The organism is Erythrobacter sp. HL-111 (assembly GCF_900105095.1).
GTDB lineage: Bacteria > Pseudomonadota > Alphaproteobacteria > Sphingomonadales > Sphingomonadaceae > Erythrobacter.
The window spans coordinates 1,003,565-1,023,133 of sequence record NZ_LT629743.1 but is presented as its reverse complement, the minus strand read 5'-3'; the positions used below and the strand labels follow the sequence as shown (position 1 = coordinate 1,023,133).

Sequence of the window (19,569 nt, the reverse complement as noted above, 5' to 3'; positions counted from 1 at the left end):
GCGCTTAAGAAATCTTCTCGCCCTTGGCCTTGCCCTGCTTTGGAACAGGCGCGGCGGGCCAACTACGCTTTGACACGCGCGCGCAATGCGTTCAGCAGGCAAGGATCCATGACGAGGCAGGGCGATCCAGGACCGGCGGACCCGACCGGAGGCGAACCGATATCGGGGCGTCCGCAGGGCAGCATCACGATCGAGGGCGGGGCGATCGGCGATCCGGCCTGCGGTCCGGCCTTCACCTATCACGCGCCGCGCGCGATGCCGCTTCCCGTCCTGATCGCCGTGCCCCATGCGGGGCGGGTGTACCCGGGCGAAACGCTGGCCGCGATGCGCGACGTGCGGCTGTCGCAGCTGCGGCTCGAGGACCGGCTGATCGATCTGGTCGCGCGCGAAGCGGCCCGGCTGACCGGGGCCGCGCTGCTGGTCGCCCATGCGCCGCGCGCGGTGCTCGACCTCAACCGCGCGGAGGACGATGTCGACTGGGGCATGGTCAGGGGCGGCGAGGAGGCCCGGCGCAAGGCGCAGCCGGACAAGGCGCGCGCAGAGAAGGGGGATGGCAAGCCCAACCACCGGGCGCGCAGCGGGCTCGGGCTCGTCCCGCGCCGCCTGCCCGGGTTCGGGGAAATCTGGAACCGCCCGCTCGCCCCCGGCGAGATCGAGGCGCGGATCGAGCGGATCCACCGGCCTTACCATGCCCTGATCGAGCGCGAGCTTCGCCGCGTCCGCGCGCAGTGGGGCGGGGCGCTGCTGGTCGATCTCCACTCCATGCCGCCGCTGCGGCGGCAGGCGGGGGAGGATCGGCCGGCGCGCTTCGTCCTCGGCGATCGCTTCGGCGCGTCGTGCAGCGCGCGGCTGGTCGGACGCGCCTTCCGCCATCTCGACGCCGAAGGCTGCGCGAGCGCACACAACCGGCCCTATGCCGGCGGCTACGTGCTCGATCGCCATGCCGCGCCGGCGCGCGGGCTCCACGCGATCCAGGTGGAGGTGTGCCGTTCGGCCTATCTCGATGTCGATCTCGCCGAGCCGACCGACGAGGTCGGGTCGGTCGCGCAGGTGGTCGCCGGGCTGGTGCGCGAACTGGGCGCGGAAACGGCTCGGCTCGCCCCGGGCGATGACTTCGCCCAGGCGGCGGAATGAACATCTGAAGGAAAAAGCGCCACCCCGTGCAAGAGGGGGGATGTGCACGAGGTGGGCTGAGGTTCAGGGGGGAGCGCGCTCTGAGGCGCGGCTCCAGGCGGTCGATGAGGGGAACACCGCCTGAGCGTGACATGGTAAATGGCGGGCGGGACTTCAAGCCCCCCCGCCATCAAAAAGGTTCCGGATCGGCGGCGTTGCGCCGTTTTCCGGGCGTTCGAATCAGTTCGCGGAAGCTCAGTTCGCGGAAGCCGGCTGCATCTGCGGCACCTTGCCCTGGACGACCTGGCGTTCGAACAGCGCACGCATCAGATTCATCGAGAACAGATGCGCGTGGATCAGCATGAGCAGGCCGTTCCTGTTCAGCGCTTCGAGCGTTTCGGCCGAAAGCTCGCGCAGTTTCTTTTCGTCGACCATGCGGAAGCCGCGATAGACGAAAGGCTTGTCCGGGTTGTCGCCGCGCGTGATCGCGACCTCGCCGTCCATCAGGATGTCGAGCTTCTTGAGCTCTTCGAGGAAGGCGCGGGTGCGCTGGCCCGATTCCTCGAACCTGGAGCAGAAATCGAGCACCTGGTTGGTGTATTCGGTCGGCTTGCCCTCGCCGTCGAACAGCGGCTGGCCCTCGTCCTGCTTGGCGATCACGCCGGCGGTCGGATCGAAGCAGAGCGACATGTCGTTCGAATCGGGCTTCATCTTGGCGAGGATGAAGGGATAGCGGCGGATATAGGCCGGGACATAGACGCCCGCGACGAGCTTGCCGTCCTCGCCGATGAAGGTGTTGACGCCTTCGTTGAGCCCCATGAGCGCGATCGGCAGCGGGTTGTCCCCGGCGGTGAAGACGATCGGGTAGTTGCGCTGCGCGTCGATGAACTCGTCCACCGTCAGCGGGATCGCGTGGGTCGAGGCGACATGGGCGGCGGTTTCGAAGGCGCTTACCTTCCAGTCGCCGTGGTCCCGGCTGTTGAGCGGCAGGAGGTCCTTGTAAAACAGCGGAAGTTGCGGCTGCTGCGGCGCGCTGGCCATGAATCTGTCTCCGAAGACTGCTGTGAGATATCTGGTCGCAGCGAACGAGCGGGAGCCGCCTCGGCCCCGCATCCGCCGGTCGCGGCGCGCTTTAGGCGCTTGCGCCTTGAGGCGCAAGCCGCCTGCCGATTCGCGCCGGTCAGGCGAGCGGGACGAGCTTGCCGGGGTTGAGCAGGCCCTGCGGATCGAGCGCCCGCTTGACCGCGCGCATCATCGACAGCGCCACCGGATCGCCGAGCCGCGCGAGTTCGCCGAGCTTGACCTGCCCGATGCCGTGTTCCGCGCTGATCGAGCCGCCCCATTTGGTGACGAGGTCATGGACCCGCGCGCTGACGCGCCTGCCTTCGCCTTCTTCCCATGCGCCAGCGGCTGCGCCCGGCGGGGCAAGGACGTGGAAATGGACGTTCCCGTCGCCAAGATGCCCGAAGGCGACGCCGCGCGTGCCGGGGAATTCGTCCTCCAGCTGGCGGGTCGCGGCGAGGATGAATTCGGGCATCCGCTCGACCGGCACCGAGATGTCGTGCTGCATCGCGGGGCCCAGCGCGCGCTCGGCGGCGGAGATCGAATCGCGCAGGGTCCAGAACGCCTCGGCCTGCGTCTCGTTCGCCGCGATCGCCGCGTCCTCGAAGAGGCCGTCCGCCATCGCCGCGCCAAGCGCCGCCTCGGCCCGCTCGCGCAGGGCGGCGTCGTCCAGGTCCGAGGCGACGAATTCGATCAGCGCGTTCCATTCGTGCCTTTGCGAAAGCGGCGCGCGCGCATCGGGCAGGTGCGCGAGCACGCTTTCGAGGCAATGGGCGGGCACCACCTCGAACCCTTCGAGCGCGCCGCCCATCGCCCGGTCGAGCGCGCGCAGCAGCGCGCGCGCCTCGAGGATGCCGGGTAGCCCGGCCCACACGGTGACCCGCGCGGTCGGGGCGGGGAGCAGACGCAGGGTCGCCGCGGTGACGATGCCCAGCGTGCCTTCCGAACCGATCAGCAATTGCTTGAGGTCGAAGCCGCGATTGTCTTTCCTGAGCGCGGTCAGCCCGTCATAGACATCGCCGTTCGCGAGCACCGCCTCGATCCCCAGCACCTGCGCGCGCATCGTCCCGTGGCGCAGGACCTGCGTGCCCCCGGCATTGGTCGAGATCAGCCCGCCGACCGTCGCCGAACCCTTCCCGCCCAGCGTCAGGGGAAAGCGCAGGCCGTTGGCCGCGGCAAGTTCGTGCAGCGTCTCCAGGATCATCCCCGCCTCGCACACGGCCTGCCCCGCTTCCGGGTCGATGCGGCGCAGCCGGTCCATGCGCCGGAGCGAAAGCAGCAGGGAACGCCCGCTCGCATCCGGGGTCGCTCCGCCGACCATCCCGCTGTTCCCGCCCTGCGGCACGATGGCGATGCCGTGCCGGGCGCAGAGCCCCACCAGCGCCGCGACCTCCCCGGTCGAACCGGGCGAGGCGAGGGCGAGCGCGCGCCCGGTGTAGCGCCCGCGCCAATCGGTCAGCCACGGTTCCATCAGGTCGGGATCGCGCGTCAGGCCGCGCGCGCCCAGCAGGTCGGCGGCTTCGGCGAGGAAGGTGTCGGCCGCGGGGTCGGCAGTGTTCTCTTCGGTCAGCATCGTGGCCTCCACGCCACCCTATCATCAATGCGGCCTTGGTGCCGCTCGCTCATCAATGTGGCCTCCATGCCACAGGCGCAGGCCAAGTGACCAGTGCCTTGCCCTGCGGACGGGGGCAGTTAAGCCGGTGTTCAATCGCGCGGCCTAGGGTCGCACCCCTCGCCATCCTCGGGCCGGAGCGCCCTGCGACACGGAGGATTTCCCCGCCGCAATGCCGAGCCTCTTGGCCTATGCCGCGCCGCTTGCGCTCCTGCTCCCGGCCCTGGGGCAGGGCCTCGTCGCGCCCGCCGGGGAGGCGGCATCCGGCCCGGTCGGCTTGAGCGCGGCGGGAACCGACCATGCGGAGGGCGAGGAGCGCTCGCCGCGCGCGCTGCCGCCGCGGCCGCTGCCCGGGGCCGCGCCGCTCACCGCCTTTCACCAGGGCCAGCGCGTCCGCCAGGTCCGGATCGAGCAGCGCGTCGTCATCCGGATCGCCCCGCAGCCCCCCGCCGCCCGGCAGGAACTCCTCGCCGCGCTCCCGCAACGCGGGGTGAAGACCCGTTTCGAGGAGCGCGAGATGGCGAAATGCCTGCCGGTCGAACGGATTGCCGGTGTCCAGACCGGATCGGGCAACCGCCTGCTGCTGTTCCTCACCGACGAACGGATCGTCAGCGTCAACCTCGAGAAGACCTGCCGCGCGCGCGACTTCTATTCGGGCTTCTATGTCGAGCGAAACGAGGACGGCCAGCTCTGCGTCGAGCGCGACAGGATCAAGAGCCGGACGGGGCTGAGATGCGAGGTCGAACGGATGCGCCAGCTCGTCGCGGTGAAGGAATAGCGGCTTTCGCGCGCTTCGCCTGCGCGTTTCCTTGACTTTCGCCGTTTTCTGCGCGAGAGCGCGCGCGGTCCCGGCGGGCCTTCGCGCAGGCCGGGCACAGCGATCGGGCAGGACGGTCCTGCCCGCCATCCGGACATTACCCCACGCATGACTTTCGCCGATCTCGGCCTCTCCCCCGAATTGCTCAAGGCCGTCGAGGACGCCGGCTATTCCGAGCCGACCCCGATTCAGGCCCAGGCCATCCCGGCCGTGCTGATGATGCGCGATCTCATCGGCATCGCGCAGACCGGCACGGGCAAGACCGCGAGCTTCGTGCTCCCCATGATCGATGTCATGGCTTCCGGGCGGAGGCGCGCGCTGATGCCGCGCTCGCTGATCCTCGAACCGACCCGCGAGCTCGCCGCGCAGGTGGCCGAGAATTTCGAGAAATACGGGGCGAACCACGATCTCAAGATGGCGCTGCTGATCGGCGGCGTGCAGATGGGCGACCAGCTCAGGACCCTCGACGAAGGCGTCGACGTGCTGATCGCGACGCCGGGCCGGCTGATGGACCTGTTCGAGCGCGGCAAGATCCTCCTCAACGGATGCGAGCTGCTCGTCATCGACGAAGCCGACCGGATGCTCGACATGGGCTTCATCCCGGATATCGAGTTCATCTGTTCGAAGCTTCCCGAAACGCGCCAGACCATGCTGTTCTCGGCGACCATGCCCCCGCCGATCGAGAAGCTGGCCGCGAAGTTCCTGAACAACCCCAAGCGGATCGAGGTCAGCCGCGCGGCCTCCACCAACGAGAACATCACCGCCTTCAAGATCCCGGTGAAATCCCGGCAGAAGCGCGACACGCTGCAGTGGCTGCTCGAAAACGACGAGGTCGAGACCGCGATCATCTTCGCCAACCGCAAGACGACCGTGCGCGAACTCAACAAGCACCTGCAGCGCGACGGTTTCCGGTCGAGCGAGATTCACGGCGACATGGACCAGTCGAGCCGGATCAAGGAACTCGACCGCTTCAAGAAGGGCGAGGTCAACATCCTCGTCGCCTCCGACGTCGCCGCGCGCGGGCTCGACATCAAGGGCGTCTCCCACGTCTTCAACTTCGACACGCCCTGGCACCCGGACGATTACGTCCACCGCATCGGCCGCACCGGCCGCGCCGGGGCCAAGGGTCGGGCCTTCACCTTCGTCTCCGAGGACGATGCCGAAGCGATCGCCAACGTGGAAAAGCTGACCGGCAGTCCGATCAAGGTGTTCGGCAAGGAAGACGTGCGCGTGCCGCTGGCCGAGCCTGGCTCGGACGACGGCAGGAACGAGACCGGGGATAGGGTCGGGGACGAGACCGGGCATAAGGCCTCGGACAGGCCCAAGCGACAGTCGCGCCGCCGCGACGAGGAGCGCGAGGACGCTCCCGACAAGCCGAAGCGGGAACGCGCCCCGCGCAAGGACCGCGCCGAGGGCAAGCCCGAACGCGCCTCCCGCTCGAGCCGCCGCGACGAGGACGATGGGCCGGTGCCGGCGGGCGAATGGAACGGGCCGCGTCCCGGCTTCCTCGACATCGGCGTGGGCTGATCCGCCTGCGCCCCTTGCCGCGCGAGTCGGTGAAAATCATCCCTGGCGGGTTTTACCGGAAATTCTCCGCAGGATTGCGATCGCGACCCTGCACGCCGTTTTGCATCCGATATCAAGGGCCTGGACCGGGATCGCCGGATCCGTCGGGGCCTTGCGGGTCGATAAGACCGAAGGGCGCCGACGGAATCGGGGACGATCCTCGTTGACGAGCTTCGCCTTCTTCAATATTTCCACATTTATCGAATCATCGGAGCTTTAAGGTGCTGCCGGATCAGGTCATACGTTCTCTCTCCGCGCTCGCGCAGGAACACCGCCTGGCTGCCTATCGCCTGCTCGTGCAAGCCGGTGCCGAAGGCATCCCGGCCGGCATCCTCGCCGAGCGTGTCGGCGTGCCGCCGTCCTCGATGAGCTTCCACCTCGCCCAGCTCGCCAATGCGGGGCTGGTGACCCAGCGGCGTGAAAGCCGTTCGATCATCTATTCGGCGGACTATGGCGCGATGAACGCGCTGATGGGCTATCTGACCGAGAACTGCTGCGGCGGCGCCACCTGCGACGATGCTGCGCCTTGCGAACCTTCCTCCAACCGAAAGAGTGCCTGATGAAACGCTTCCACATGCATGTCGGCGTGACCGATCTCGATGTCTCGATCGCTTTCTACACGCACCTGTTCGGTGCCGAGCCCAGCGTGGTGAAGCCCGACTACGCCAAGTGGATGCTGGAGGATCCGCGCATCAACTTCGCGATCTCGATGCGCGAGGGTGCCGCCAAGGGCATCGAGCATGTCGGCTTGCAGGTCGAGGAGGAAGGCGAACTGAGCGAGGTCTATGCCCGGCTCGAAGCCGCCGACCGACCCGTGCTGGAGGAAGGCGCCACCACCTGCTGCTACGCCAAGTCGAAGAAGAGCTGGATCGCCGACCCTGACGGCGTGGTTTGGGAAGCCTTCCTCACCAATGGGGGCAGCACCACATATGGCGGGAGCCCCGATCTCGAACAGCTTGCCAACGCCGATGCGGCGACTGGCGCTTGCTGCGTGCCTCAAGCGCCGGCCACCGCTCGCGCCGCCACCTGCTGCTGAGGCTGAGACGATGAACGTCCTGTTCCTGTGCACGGGCAATTCGGCCCGCTCGATCCTCGCCGAAGCGATTCTGAACCATGACGGCGCAGGGCGCTTCGCCGCTTACAGTGCCGGAAGCCAGCCAACCGGAAAGGTCAATCCGTGGGCGCTCAAGACCCTCGCCGCGCACGGTTATCCGGCGGAGGGGTTCAGCTCCAAGAGCTGGAACACTTTTGCCGACGGCCCTGCGTTTGATCTGATCATCACCGTCTGCGACAGCGCGGCCGCCGAAAGCTGCCCGGTCTGGCCCGGTCGCCCGATCTCGGCGCATTGGGGCATTCCCGACCCCGCCGCGGTCGACGGCAGCGACAGTGACAAGAAAGCCGCGTTCGAACAGGCCTTCGAGCGGTTGAAACGCCGCATCGACGGATTTGTCGCGCTGCCGCTCGACAGTTTGTCGCACGAGGCCCTGCGCGTCGAATTGCAGCGGATCGGCGCGCCTGTCAAAGGGGAGGCCGAAGAGGCATGACCACCGCAACCGCCGACATCGAGCCTGCAGCCGCGGGGCTGGGCCTGTTCGAAAAGTGGCTGAGCGTCTGGGTCGCCGCCGCGATCCTGGGGGGAGTCGGCCTGGGCAATGCCGCCCCGGAACTCTTCGCGGCGCTGGCCGCCCTCGAATATGCCTCGGTCAACCTCGTGGTCGCGGTGCTGATCTGGGCGATGATCTTCCCGATGATGGTCGCGGTCGATTTCGGCGCGGTTCGCAGGGCGGGCGACAAGCCCAAGGGGCTGATCATCACTCTCGCGGTCAACTGGCTGGTCAAGCCGTTCACGATGGCGGCGCTGGGCGTGCTGTTCTTCGAGGTGGTCTTCGCCGACCTGATCGCGCCCGCCGACGCGCAGCAATACATCGCCGGCCTGATCCTGCTGGGCGCTGCACCCTGCACCGCGATGGTGTTCGTCTGGTCGCAGCTGACCAGGGGCGACCCCGCCTACACGCTGGTGCAGGTGGCGGCGAACGATCTCATCATGATCGTCGCCTTCGCGCCGATCGTCGCGCTGCTGCTGGGCGTGACCGACATCGCCGTGCCGTGGGAGACGCTGCTGCTTTCGGTCGCGCTCTACGTGGTCGTGCCGCTTGCCGCCGGGGCCTTCGTGCGTCGCCGCCTGCTCGCCTCGCACGCGGGGGACGAGCGCGCCGTGGCGGATTTCACCGGGCGAATGAAGCCGCTCTCGGTGATCGGCCTGCTGGCGACCGTGCTGCTGTTGTTCGGTTTCCAGGCCGAAACCATCGTCGCGCGCCCGCTGCTGGTGGTGCTGATCGCGGTGCCGATCATCGTGCAGAGCTACGGGATCTTCTTCATCGCCTATGGCTGGGCCAAGGCGTGGAACGTGCCGCACGCCATCGCGGCCCCGTGCGCGCTTATCGGAACGTCGAATTTCTTCGAGTTGGCGGTGGCGGTCGCCATCGGCCTGTTCGGGCTGGGCAGCGGGGCCGCGCTTGCCACCGTGGTCGGCGTGCTGGTGGAGGTGCCGGTGATGCTCTCGCTGGTGGCGATCGCCAATCGCACGCGCGGCAGCTTCGCGCCCGGCGACGGCTGACCCCGGCCGGGGATCGGGCCGCTCCGGCCTAGTCCACCACCGTCACGAAGCTGTCGATGACGCGCTTTTCGCCAGCGTCCGCGAAATTGATCGTCAGCTTGTTGCCTTCCTGGTCGATCACGCAGCCCGTACCGAACTTGTCGTGGCGGACGATCGCGCCGATCGCGATGTCGGAACGCGCCTGCCCGGCAAAGCTCGCCGCGGAGCGACCGCTCTCGCGGATGCGCTGCTGCTTCGTCTCGTATCCGCTCGCGATCGCGCGCTGCCAGCCGGGGCCGCGGGCCTGGGCGCGTTCGGGGCGGTCGCGGGCGACGTGGGCGAAGGGGTCCTCGTTCTCCGACCAGTTCGCCCGCCACAGCGAGGCGCCGCCGGTGAGCGTCGTTTCCTGCTCGATGTGCTCTTCGGGCAGTTCCTCGATGAAGCGCGAGGGGATGGAGCTCGTCCACTGGCCGTAGATGCGGCGATTGGCGGCGTGCAGGATCATGCAGCGCCGCCGCGCGCGGGTGATCGCGACATAGGCGAGGCGGCGCTCCTCTTCGAGGCTGGCGAGCCCCCCTTCGTCGAGCGCGCGCTGCGAGGGGAACACGCCTTCCTCCCAGCCGACGCAGAACACGTGGTCGAATTCGAGCCCCTTGGCCGCGTGGATCGTCATGATCGTCACCGTTTCCTCGTCCTCGCGCCCGTCGGTGTCCATGACAAGGCTGACGTGCTCGAGGAAATCGCCCAGCGTCTCGTATTCCTCCATCGCGCGGGCGAGTTCGGTGAGGTTTTCCGCGCGCCCCGCGCTTTCGGCCGAGCGGTCGGCGGCGAGCATGGCGTTGTAGCCCGATTCCTCGAGCACGAGGCGCAGCAGGTCGGCCGGCGTCATCTCCTCCGCCGCCGCGCGCCAGCTCAGGAATTGCCTCAGCAGCGCGCCGATCGTGTTCGCGGCGCGTTTCGGCAATTCGTCGCTGTCCGCCAGTTGCAGCGAGGCGGCGGCCAGCGGCAGGCCCACGCGCCGCGCGTGCTGGTGCATCTTCTCCAGCGTCTTCGCGCCCAGCCCGCGCCTGGGCTGGTTGTAGATGCGTTCGAAGGCGAGATCGTCCTGCGGCTGGGCGATGACGCGCAGGTAGGCGAGCGCATCGCGGATCTCGGCGCGTTCGTAGAAGCGGAAACCGCCGATGATCCGGTAATTGACCCCGATCTGGATGAAACGGTCCTCGAATTCGCGGGTCTGGTACTGCGCGCGCACGAGGATCGCGACCTGGTCCAGCGGCGCGCCTTCGCCCTCGAGCCGTTCGATCTCCTCCCCGACGCGGCGCGCTTCCTCGGGCGCGTCCCACACGCCGATGACGCGGACCTTCTCGCCCCCGTTCGCCTCGGTCCACAAGGTCTTGTCGTGGCGCTGCGAATTGGCGCGGATAAGGCCCGAGGCGGCGCCGAGGATGTGCGGGGTCGAACGGTAGTTCTGTTCGAGCTTTATCACGTGGGCGCCGGGAAAATCCTTCTCGAAGCGCAGGATGTTCGCCACTTCCGCCCCGCGCCAGGAATAGATCGACTGGTCGTCGTCGCCCACCACGCAGATGTTCTTATGTTCCTGCGCGAGCAGGCGTAGCCAGAGATACTGGACCGCGTTCGTGTCCTGGTATTCGTCGACAAGGATGTAGCGGAAGCGCTGCTGGTATTCGGCCAGCACGTCGTGGCGGGCCCGGAAGATGTTGAGCACGTGCAGCATCAGGTCGCCGAAATCGCAGGCGTTGAGCGCCTTCAGCCGGTCCTGGTAGGCACGGTAGAGCGCCTGTCCGCGACCATTGGCATAGGCTTCGCTTTCGGCCGGATCAAGATCCTCGGGGTTGAGCCCGCGGTTCTTCCAGCGGTCGATGAGGCCGGCGAGCTGGCGCGCGGGCCAGCGTTTCTCGTCGAGGTCGCTGTCGGCGATGAGCTGCTTCAGCAGTCGCAGCTGATCGTCGGTGTCGATGATCGTGTAGTTCGCCTCGAGCCCCGCCAGTTCCGCATGGCGGCGCAGCATCTTGGCGCAGACCGAATGGAAGGTGCCGAGCCACGGCATCCCTTCCGCGCCCTGGCCGAGCAGCGCCCCGACACGCTCGCGCATTTCGCGCGCGGCCTTGTTGGTGAAGGTGACGCAGAGGATCTGCGAGGGATAGGCGCGCCGCGTCGCCACCAGGTGGGCGAGCCGGGCGGTGAGCGCGGCGGTCTTGCCCGTGCCGGCCCCGGCGAGCATCAGCACCGGCCCCTCGGTGGTCAGCACCGCCTCGCGCTGCGGCGGGTTGAGCCGCGCGGCATAGGGCGGAACTTCGCCTTGCGCGGAGGCGGGGAGGGGGCTGCGGTCGGTCATGATATCCCCGCGAACAGGTAGGGAACGCAGCCGGTTCCCGCAACCCGCGAGGGACGGTTTTCGACCATTGCTTCGGCAGGGGCGACGGACGGTGGAACCCGGAAAATTCGGAACCTCACGCCCCGGCATCCCATTGATCAGGTGCAAGCAAACGACATGGAGGAGCTGATATCATGAGGAATTTTCTAGCAATCACCGCCGCCGCCGTCCTTTCCGCCGGGATCGCCATGCCCGCCGCTGCCCAGGATGACGGGCAGTCGCAGGACGCGGACTGGAAGGCGAAGTCGCCCGAAATCGTCGAGCGCAACGACGAAGGCAAGGCCATCAAGGTCCGCGTCGAGGGCGAGGAATACGAAGTCTGCATGAGCGAATCGCAGGATTCCTGCATCCAGCCGCGCGCCGCGGGCCTCGATTGGGGCGACTACCCGGCGAGGGACTTTCCGGAAGATCGTCGCGGCTGAGGCGAACAGGCACATCGGCACGATGAAAGGGCGGCCTTCGGTCGCCCTTTTTCGTGCGCGCCATCGGTCCGTCCCGGTGCGCCCACGCCTCCCGGCGGGTCGTGCCTGCTTCGGGACGCAGGGCAGGGCGCGCGGGTTCGCAGGCCGGACCTGCTGGCCCATGGTGGCGCTGCCCGGGGGCGAGGGGATGCGCCCACCGGGCCGCAAGGAAGTCCGCGTTCGAGCACGCGAGGGTCTGGAAACGAAGGAGAATCCCATGCGGAAATCACATATCTGGCTTTACGGTGTCGCCGCGGCGACGGTGGCGGTCGTCGCCTTTGCCCCGGCGAGCGCGCAGGACACGATGCCGCCCCAGCCGACAAGGCCCGATACCACGCCGCCGCAGCCGACGAGGCCCGACACCATGCCGCCCGAGCCGACGAGGCCCGACACCATGCCGACCGATCGCACGGATCCCGGCACGATGCGGGAACTGACGCCGGACGAGCAGGCCCAGCGGGACGCCTGGCCCGCCGAGCGGCAGAGCGCCTACGACGCCTGGCCCGAAGACACGAAGAGCTACTACTGGAGCCTCACCCCCGAACGGCAGGAGATCTTCTGGCGCCTGCGCGACGAGGACAAGATCGCCATCACCCGGATGGGCGCCGACCGCCAGGAAGCCTCGTGGAAGGTGCTCGAGCAGCGGATGGCGAACCCGCCCTCGGACGGCTGACCTAGGCCGGACCCGATCCCGGATCGGCGGGGGCTCCATTCGGGGAAGCGGGACGCAGCAGCGTGAGCTTGCCCTTGCCCTTGCCGATGCGGCGTTCGGTTTCGACCTCGAGGCCCTTGACCGCGACCTCCTCGGCCTTGCCGGTCTCGAGCGCGATCCACGTCGCCTCGCCGATCCAGCCGAGGCGCAGCATCCGGTCGAGCGCGACGCTGCCCGCGCCGGTGCCATAGGGCGGATCGGCGAGCACGAGGTCGAGCGGTTCGCGCGCCGCCCGCAGGCCCATGACCGATCCCGCCTCCACGCTCGCGCGGGCGCCCGCATCGAGCGCCCTTATGTTCGCCCGGATCGCACTCAGCGCGGCGCGGTCCTGCTCGACGAACAGGCAATGCGCCGCCCCGCGCGAAAGCGCCTCCAGCCCCAGCGCGCCGCTGCCGGCGAAGAGGTCCGCGGCCCGCAACCCCTCGAAACTGCCGAGCCGGCTCGTCAGCATGTTGAACAAGGTCTCGCGCGTGCGGTCGGCGGTGGGGCGGGTCGCCTCGCCCTTCGGCGCCTCGATCCGCCGCCCGCGCCATTCCCCGGCGATGATCCTCACCGCTCGCCCTTCTTCAGGGTGCTCATGAAACGGCCGAGATCCTGCTTGCGGATGCGCGCGGCCTGTCCCCGCGGCAGGTCGCCGAGTTCGAAGGGGCCATAGGCGGTGCGGATCAGGCGGTTGACCTTGAGCCCGAGCCATTCGAGCACCCGGCGCACCTCGCGGTTCTTGCCCTCGGTGATGGTCATCTCGATCCAGATGTTGCGGCCCGACCCGCGTTCGAGATTGGCGTCGATCGAGCCGTAGCGCACGCCTTCGATCTCCACCCCTTCGATGAGATCGTCGAGCTGCGCCTGCGACACGTCGCCGAAGGCGCGGGCGCGGTAGGTGCGCGGCACGGCGGAAGAAGGCAGTTCCATCCGCCGCTTGAGTTCCCCGTCATTGGTGAGCAGCAGCAGGCCCTCGGTGTTGATGTCGAGCCTGCCCACCGGCATCACCCGCGGCGCGTCGCTGGGCAGGGCGTTGACCAGCGCATCGTAGATCGTCGAGCGGCCCCCCGGATCGCGCTCCGCCGTGATGAGGCCGGTCGGCTTGTGAAACGCGAAAAGCTGCGTCTCCTCGGGCGCGGCGACCGGCTTTCCATCGACGGCGACGCCCCGCAGGCTGGTGAGGAAGGTCGCGGGGCTTTCCACCGGCTTGCCATCGAGCGCGACGCGCCCTTCGGCGATCATCCGTTCGACCTCGCGGCGGCTGGCAACCCCGGCGCGGGCGAGCAGTTTCGCGATCCGGTCCCCTTCGGGGCGGTCGTCGTGGCGGGGCGGCTTGGTGGGCATGGCGCGCGCCTAGGCGCTCAGTTGGCGGCCCGCAAGGCGTCCCGCACCAGTTCGTCGAAGCGCACGATCCCGCCTTCGAGCGTGCCGAGCGTCAGATGCGGCACCGCGCCCGATGCGAGCCCCTGCTGGCCCAGTTCGGCGGCGCGGAAATCCTCGCTGGCGAAGACCCCGCCGTCGAGCAGCGCCCAGCTGCGCTCCCAGTGATTGCGCGCCTTGTCGCTCTTCGGTTCTTCGGGGATGAGCATGAAGTCCTCGACCAGGGTGAGATCGTGGGCCTGCGGCATCAGTACCATGACGTTCACGTAATCGGGGCTGGGGACGATGATCGTGGCAGGCATCAATTGATAGGCGAAGGTCACGACGCGCCGCAATTGCGCCATGTCGGTGAGGTCGATCTTCTCCATCTCCTCGAGCCGCCCCACCGCGGAACGCTGGTGCGGGCCGACCTGATCGCCCGCCGTGATCCCGTCCTTGAAGAACGGCCCGATCGTCTTCGCGTGGAGGCGGGTGACGTGATAGCTTTCGAGGAAGGCATCCATGATGAGCTTCCAGTTGCCCTTCACCTCGTGCATCTTGCGGCGGAACAGGTGCGCCTCGGGCATTCCCAGCGCCGCGAAATCGGCTCCGAGGTTTCGGGCATCGGAAAAATCCGCGCCTTCGCGCGGCGCGAACCAGATGAGGCCGCCCGCCTCGATGCTCGGCAATTCGACGAGGCCGTATTGCGACTTGTCGAGGCCGGGGAAGGTCTCCGGCCGCGGCAGCGCGAGAAGCTTGCCGTCGAGCCGGTAGGTCCAGGCGTGATAGGGGCACACGAGGCGCTTCGCGCAGACCGCCTCCTCGCCTTCGACCAGCCGCGTGCCGCGATGGCGGCAGACATTGAGGAAGACGTGGGCGCGGCCCTCGCCGTCGCGGGTGACGAGCAGCGGACGCCCGGTCGCATCGTGCGGCACGGCCATGCCGGGATCGGGCAGCAGCGCCGATGGGCACAGCACCTGCGGCATCCGGTCGAACAGCGCGGCCTTTTCGCGCGCGAAGTGCTCTGCGCTCGTGTAATTGCTCGCCGGGACCGTGGCGATCCCCGCGGCCGCGCGCCCCGCGCCGTGCCGGATCGCCTCGGCGAGCGCGAGCTGGCCTGCGGTGGGCCGATGGTGCGGCGGCGAATCTGTTGATGCGGTTGTGCCGGTGTTCATGGCGGCGTTCCTATTTCCTCTCTCTACCCCTAATGGTGCAGCAATATGGGGATCACGACAAGGATGCGAGCGAATGGCTGAGGCTGGGGTGACCCCGAAGCGGGACCTGTGGGGCTCGTTCCGGCCCTATCTGGAAAAGGAATCGCTCGCCGCGTTCTTTCTCGGCGTTTCGTCGGGCTTTCCCTTCGCGCTGCTGGCCGCGACGCTGACGACGCGGCTGGCGCAGGAGGGGATCGAGAAAGCGACCGTCACCGCCTTCACGCTCGCCTTTCTCGTCTACAACGTGAAATTCCTGTGGGCGTGGGTGATCGATGCGGTCACGCTTCCGGTGATCGGCCGGCTGGGCCAGCGGGTGAGCTGGATGATCGTGATCGGCTTCCTCGCCATCGCGGCGACGATCAATCTCGCCGTCGCCGACCCGCGGCAGGACATCGTCTGGGTTGCTGTCTCGGCCGTCATGCTCGGGACGGCGGGCGCGACGTTCGACATCATCATCGACGCCTACCGGATCGAGACGCTCAAGCCCTACCAGCTCGGCACGGGTTCGGGGATGAGCCAGTATGGCTGGCGCATCGGCGCGGCCGGCGCGGGCGGTCTTGCGCTGGTGGTCGCCGCACGCAGCGACTGGACGGTGGCCTATGCGGTGTGTTCGATCTTTGCGCTGCCGGCCATGCTGACCGCCCTGATCCTGGGCGAGCCCGCGCGCCACCAGAAGCAGGCCGAGCGGCGCAGCCTGGTCGAGATGGCCCGCGCGATCGCGGATCCCTTCTCCGAGTTCTTCCGTCGCAACGGCGCCTGGCTGGTCCTGCTGTTCATCCTCGTCCACAAGATCGGCGACACGCTTGCGAACCTCACCTTCCGCCTGCTGTTCGAGGATCTCGGCTTCAGCAACGACGAGATCGCGATCTACGATGTCGGGGTCGGATTCTGGGCGCTCATCATCGGCGTGTTCGTGGGCGGGATCATCTATGCCCGCCTCGGGCTCAAGAAATCGGTGCTGATCGCGCTCATCCTGATGGCGGTTTCCAATGTCAGCTTTGCCGCGCTGGCCGCTGCGGGCGATTCCAATCTCGGCATGGCGGCCGCGATCGGGTTCGAGAATTTCGCCAGCGGCTATGGCGGGGTGGTGGTGGTCGCCTATTTCTCGGCGTTGTGCGACCTGCGTTTCACCGCCGCGCAATATGCCCTGATCAGCGCGGGGGCGAGCATTGTCGGGCGGCTGCTGACCGGAACGACCGCGGGCGCGCTGATCGACTGGATCGGCTATGTCAATTTCTACCTTCTCACGACGGTCGCCGCGCTCCCCGGGATCGTGCTGTTCTGGTGGATGATGCGCGCCGGACTGGTCGACGATGCGATGGGAACCGCCGGAACCCGGCCCGCGCCCGAGGATGCCTGACGCAAGGGCGGTTCCGGCCGCGGCGCGAGCTTCGTGCAGGCCGGAAAAATCGCGGCAGGACAGGGAAACAGGGGCGGCCGGTCCGATGCGGCCGGACCGGGAAATCCCTAGTCCGGCAGCTCGCCGTTGAGGCGCAGCGCCTCGCCCGCGAGGTAGAGCGAACCCGCGATCAGCACCGGCAGGCCGTCATCGCGGATCATCGCCATCGCGCCCGGCAGGTCGGGCGCGGCCGCTGCGCGCGGGCCGAATGCCTCGGGCGGATGCGTCTCGTGCCCGGGCACAGGAACGATGGTGAGCGAGGCGATGGTTTCGCCGAGCGGGCGGATCAACGCCAGCGGGTTCTTGTTCGCAAGCATCCCGAGCACGAGATGAACGCGCCGGCCCCTGAAATGGGCGCCCAGCACCTCCCCCGCGCTCGGATTGTGCCCCCCGTCGAGCAATGTTTCGCGGCCGCCCGTCAGCGGGCCGGGCCTGAGGCGCTGGAGCCGCGCGGGCCACGTCGCGGTGCGAAGGCCCCGCTCGATCGCCTCCCGCGATACCGCCACGCCTTGCTGCGCGCGCAGCATGGCGATCGCAAGGCCCGCATTGGCGACCTGGTGCGCGCCGGGCAGCGCGGGAAAGGGGAGGTCGAGCGCGCCGTGGTCATCGCGATAGGCGAGCCGCCCGTCCGCTTCGCGCGCCTCCCACGCATCGCCCTGCACGAGCAGCGGCGCGCCGAACCGCTCCGCCTGCGCCATAACCGCGCCTGCGGGCAGGGGATCGTGGCGCAGCGTCACCAGCGGCACGCCCGGCTTGGCGATCCCCGCCTTTTCGAATCCGATCCGCGCCATGGGCTCTGCGGGCGTGCCGTCCTCGGGCGCGAGCAGGAACTTCTCGTGATCGAGCCCCAGCGCCGCGATGCCGCAGGCCGCCAGCGCGCCGGGTTCGAGCAGGTTGGTCGCATCGAAGCGGCCACCCATGCCGACCTCGACCACGCAGGCATCGGCGGGCACGCGCGCGAAGGCGGTGAAGGCGGCGGCGATGGTGACTTCGAAGAAACTGGGATGCAGGTCCTCCCCCGCATCGAGCACCTCTTCGAGCAGGTCGGCCAGCATCGCGTCGTCGATCAGCTTTCCGGCGAGCCTTATGCGCTCGTTGTAGCGCACGAGGTGGGGGCTGGTGGTGACGTGGACACGATACTCTTCGGCCTCCAGCATCGCCCGCAGGAAGGCGCAGACCGAGCCCTTGCCGTTGGTCCCGGCGACATGGAAGACCGGCGGCAGCGCGCGGTGCGGGTTGCCGAGCCGCTCCATCAACGCGCGGATGGTGTCGAGCCCGAGCCGCCCCTGCGGGACGCTCAGGCGGGAAAGCCGGTCGAGCTGGGATTGAACGCGCGGATCGTCCGACCGCCCGAAATCGAGCGGCTTCATTTCGAGCCCCTCCCCTCAATGGGAGGGGTTGGAGAGGGAAGTGACACGCCGGGAAGTCGGGAAACCCACCCCCCGGACCCCTCCCACACGGGAGGGGGAGAAATCACGCCGCCTTTACCGGCTGAAGATAGCCGAGCACTCGTGCCAGCGTCGCCTTCAGGTCGCGGCGGTGCACCACCATGTCGACCATGCCGTGCTTGTGGAGATATTCGGCGCGCTGGAAGCCTTCGGGCAATTGCTCGCGGATCGTGTCCTGGATCACCCGCTGGCCGGCAAAGCCGATCAGCGCGCCGGGTTCGGCGATGTGGATATCGCCGAGCATGGCATAGCTCGCGGTGACGCCGCCGGTGGTCGGGTCGGTGAGGACGACGATGTAGGGCAGGCCCGCCGCCTTGAGCCGCCGGGTCATCACCGTCGCGCGCGGCATCTGCATCAGGGAAAGAATCCCCTCCTGCATCCGCGCGCCGCCCGCCGCCGTCACCACAACATAGGCGCAGCGCCGCTCCAGCGCCTTTTCCGCCCCGTTCACGAAGGCCTGCCCCACCGCCATGCCCATCGATCCGCCCATGAAGGCGAAATCCTGCACGCCGACGACGGCAGGCCGCGCGTCGATCGCGCCCGAGCCGACGATGAAGGCGTCCTCATAGGGATTCGCCGCGCGCGCACCCTTCAGCCGGTCGGTGTACTTCTTCGAATCGCGGAACTTGAGCGGGTCTTCGGTCACCTGCGGCAGCGGGAGCAGCTCGTAACCGGGATCGAGCAGCAATTGCAGCCGCGCATCCGCCCCGATCCGCCCGTGATGGTCGCATTTCGGGCAGACCGACAGGTTCTCCTCGAATTCCTGGACGAAGAGCATTTCCTGGCAATTGCGGCACTTGATCCAAAGGTCCTTCTCGGTGCTCTTCTTCTCCGAACCGAAGCCGAGGGAATTGCGGACGCGGGTCAACCAGCTCATGTCTCTTGCCTCTCACGCGCGGATCTGATCGCGCCCACCATTGCCGAAGTCAGTTCCCTTAGCCGCTCGGGCGCGTCCTTGCCAAATTCGCCGACGAGATCGACGAAGGCCGAACCGACGACGACACCGTCCGCGACGCGCGCGATGGCGGCGGCCTGTTCGGGCGTGCGCACGCCAAAGCCGACCGCGACGGGCAGGTCGGTCGACTGCTTGATGCGGGCGACGTTGGCTTCGATCGAATCGATCGCCGCCTGCTGCTTGCCCGTGATCCCGGCGACCGAGACGTAATAGACGAAGCCCTCCGAGCCTTCGAGCACGCGCGGCAGGCGCGCGGCGTCGGTGGTCGGCGTGGCGAGGCGGATCGGGGCGATGCCGCGCGCGCGCAGGGCGGGACCGAGCGCCTCGTCTTCCTCCGGCGGGATGTCGACGCAGATGACGCCGTCCACGCCTGCTGCGGCGGCGGCGTCAGCGAACCATTCCGGCCCGCGCCGGATCATCGGGTTGGCATAGCCCATCAGGACGAGCGGCACGTCGGGGTGGCGCGAGCGGAACTCGCTCGCCATGCGGAGCACATCGGCGGTGGTGGTTCCCGCTGCGAGCGAGCGCAAGTTGGCGCTCTGGATCGCGGGGCCATCGGCCATCGGATCGGTGAAGGGCATGCCCAGCTCGATCACATCCGCACCGCCCGCGACCAGCGCATCGAGGTTCGCGGCGGTGTCGCCATCGCCAGCGGTGATGAAGGCGACGAAGGCGGGGTGGGGGGCGGAGAAGGCGCCCGAAAGACGCGGAGAGAGGCGGTCAGTCATCCGATCGATTCAACATTTCCGGCAAGAGCCAACTGTAGCGGCAGAGGAGAAAACCTCCGTAGATTATGGCAGGAAGCAACGGGCCGATCAGCCATCTCGAGAAGCGCCTTCGTCCATGTTCGGGATATTCCCAAAGCTCGGGTCCGGCCT

General features: G+C 68.3%; 19 protein-coding genes. 10 read left to right on the top strand and 9 right to left on the bottom strand.

Annotated elements, in window-relative coordinates; translation table 11 throughout:
* Positions 1–108 precede the first annotated feature (108 nt).
* On the top strand, positions 109–1,134 hold the full coding sequence (locus BLU08_RS04875) for an N-formylglutamate amidohydrolase (RefSeq protein WP_090196105.1): 1,026 nt from the start codon (positions 109–111) through the stop codon (positions 1,132–1,134).
* Between the two features lie 234 nt (positions 1,135–1,368).
* On the opposite strand, the gene BLU08_RS04870 is transcribed toward BLU08_RS04875, so the two are convergent.
* Together BLU08_RS04870 and BLU08_RS04865 are read right to left on the bottom strand one after the other, a co-directional pair.
* The gene (locus BLU08_RS04870) at positions 1,369–2,154 is read right to left on the bottom strand and encodes a SapC family protein (protein ID WP_090196100.1); all 786 of its coding nucleotides are present in this window, start codon (positions 2,152–2,154) and stop codon (positions 1,369–1,371) included.
* Between the two features lie 139 nt (positions 2,155–2,293).
* Positions 2,294–3,748 carry an FAD-binding oxidoreductase gene (locus tag BLU08_RS04865; protein ID WP_090201021.1) on the bottom strand — a complete coding sequence of 485 codons (1,455 nt, stop codon included), beginning with the start codon at positions 3,746–3,748 and terminating at the stop codon, positions 2,294–2,296.
* Between the two features lie 211 nt (positions 3,749–3,959).
* On the opposite strand from BLU08_RS04865, the gene BLU08_RS04860 reads away from it, so the two are divergent.
* The 6 genes from BLU08_RS04860 to arsB all read left to right on the top strand — a co-directional run bounded on the left by BLU08_RS04860 (position 3,960) and on the right by arsB (position 8,787).
* The gene (locus tag BLU08_RS04860; protein ID WP_090196096.1) at positions 3,960–4,565 is read left to right on the top strand and encodes a hypothetical protein; all 606 of its coding nucleotides are present in this window, start codon (positions 3,960–3,962) and stop codon (positions 4,563–4,565) included.
* A 147-nt stretch (positions 4,566–4,712) separates the two neighbouring features.
* A complete protein-coding gene (locus BLU08_RS04855) occupies positions 4,713–6,131 on the top strand; it encodes a DEAD/DEAH box helicase (protein ID WP_090196091.1) in 1,419 nt (472 codons plus the stop codon).
* Positions 6,132–6,391: 260 nt separating this feature from the next.
* On the top strand, positions 6,392–6,730 hold the full coding sequence (locus tag BLU08_RS04850) for a helix-turn-helix transcriptional regulator (RefSeq protein WP_090196086.1): 339 nt from the start codon (positions 6,392–6,394) through the stop codon (positions 6,728–6,730).
* On the top strand, positions 6,730–7,206 hold the full coding sequence (locus tag BLU08_RS04845; protein ID WP_090196078.1) for an ArsI/CadI family heavy metal resistance metalloenzyme: 477 nt from the start codon (positions 6,730–6,732) through the stop codon (positions 7,204–7,206). Before BLU08_RS04850 ends, BLU08_RS04845 begins: the two co-directional genes overlap by 1 nt.
* A gap of 10 nt (positions 7,207–7,216) precedes the next feature.
* A complete protein-coding gene (locus BLU08_RS04840) occupies positions 7,217–7,714 on the top strand; it encodes an arsenate reductase ArsC (protein WP_090196074.1) in 498 nt (165 codons plus the stop codon).
* On the top strand, positions 7,711–8,787 hold the full coding sequence (arsB, locus tag BLU08_RS04835; RefSeq protein WP_090196070.1) for an ACR3 family arsenite efflux transporter: 1,077 nt from the start codon (positions 7,711–7,713) through the stop codon (positions 8,785–8,787). The genes BLU08_RS04840 and arsB overlap by 4 nt, the downstream gene beginning before the upstream one ends.
* Before the next feature lie 28 nt (positions 8,788–8,815).
* On the opposite strand, the gene BLU08_RS04830 is transcribed toward arsB, so the two are convergent.
* Entirely contained in the window at positions 8,816–11,122 is a 2,307-nt protein-coding gene (locus BLU08_RS04830) for a UvrD-helicase domain-containing protein (protein ID WP_090196066.1), read from the bottom strand.
* Between the two features lie 173 nt (positions 11,123–11,295).
* Between BLU08_RS04830 and BLU08_RS04825 the strand changes: the two genes are divergently transcribed.
* Positions 11,296–11,583, top strand: a complete 288-nt coding sequence (locus BLU08_RS04825) for a hypothetical protein (protein WP_090196063.1) — start codon at positions 11,296–11,298, stop codon at positions 11,581–11,583.
* A 256-nt stretch (positions 11,584–11,839) separates the two neighbouring features.
* Complete coding sequence (locus BLU08_RS15085) at positions 11,840–12,295, top strand: hypothetical protein (protein ID WP_157674448.1); 456 nt, start codon at positions 11,840–11,842, stop codon at positions 12,293–12,295.
* Position 12,296: 1 nt separating this feature from the next.
* Here BLU08_RS15085 and rsmD read toward each other — a convergent pair whose 3' ends face one another.
* From rsmD to BLU08_RS04805, 3 genes are read right to left on the bottom strand one after another with little or no spacing between them, the layout of a single operon-like run.
* Positions 12,297–12,887 (bottom strand): 16S rRNA (guanine(966)-N(2))-methyltransferase RsmD, encoded by a 591-nt coding sequence (rsmD, locus tag BLU08_RS04815; protein ID WP_090196057.1) that lies wholly within the window; start codon positions 12,885–12,887, stop codon positions 12,297–12,299.
* On the bottom strand, positions 12,884–13,660 hold the full coding sequence (locus tag BLU08_RS04810) for a pseudouridine synthase (RefSeq protein WP_090196054.1): 777 nt from the start codon (positions 13,658–13,660) through the stop codon (positions 12,884–12,886). The genes rsmD and BLU08_RS04810 overlap by 4 nt, the downstream gene beginning before the upstream one ends.
* Positions 13,661–13,677: 17 nt before the next feature.
* A complete protein-coding gene (locus BLU08_RS04805; RefSeq protein ID WP_090196050.1) occupies positions 13,678–14,850 on the bottom strand; it encodes an aromatic ring-hydroxylating dioxygenase subunit alpha in 1,173 nt (390 codons plus the stop codon).
* A 73-nt stretch (positions 14,851–14,923) separates the two neighbouring features.
* Here BLU08_RS04805 and BLU08_RS04800 point away from each other — a divergent pair, with 73 nt between their 5' ends.
* Entirely contained in the window at positions 14,924–16,249 is a 1,326-nt protein-coding gene (locus BLU08_RS04800; RefSeq protein ID WP_090196047.1) for an MFS transporter, read from the top strand.
* A 107-nt stretch (positions 16,250–16,356) separates the two neighbouring features.
* On the opposite strand, the gene BLU08_RS04795 is transcribed toward BLU08_RS04800, so the two are convergent.
* The 3 genes from BLU08_RS04795 to trpA form a co-directional block, all read right to left on the bottom strand.
* The gene (locus tag BLU08_RS04795) at positions 16,357–17,658 is read right to left on the bottom strand and encodes a folylpolyglutamate synthase/dihydrofolate synthase family protein (protein ID WP_090196043.1); all 1,302 of its coding nucleotides are present in this window, start codon (positions 17,656–17,658) and stop codon (positions 16,357–16,359) included.
* 103 nt (positions 17,659–17,761) lie between these two features.
* Positions 17,762–18,613, bottom strand: a complete 852-nt coding sequence (accD, locus tag BLU08_RS04790; RefSeq protein ID WP_090196040.1) for an acetyl-CoA carboxylase, carboxyltransferase subunit beta — start codon at positions 18,611–18,613, stop codon at positions 17,762–17,764.
* Entirely contained in the window at positions 18,610–19,419 is an 810-nt protein-coding gene (trpA, locus tag BLU08_RS04785; protein WP_090196036.1) for a tryptophan synthase subunit alpha, read from the bottom strand. The genes accD and trpA overlap by 4 nt, the downstream gene beginning before the upstream one ends.
* Between the last annotated feature and the right edge of the window lie 150 nt (positions 19,420–19,569).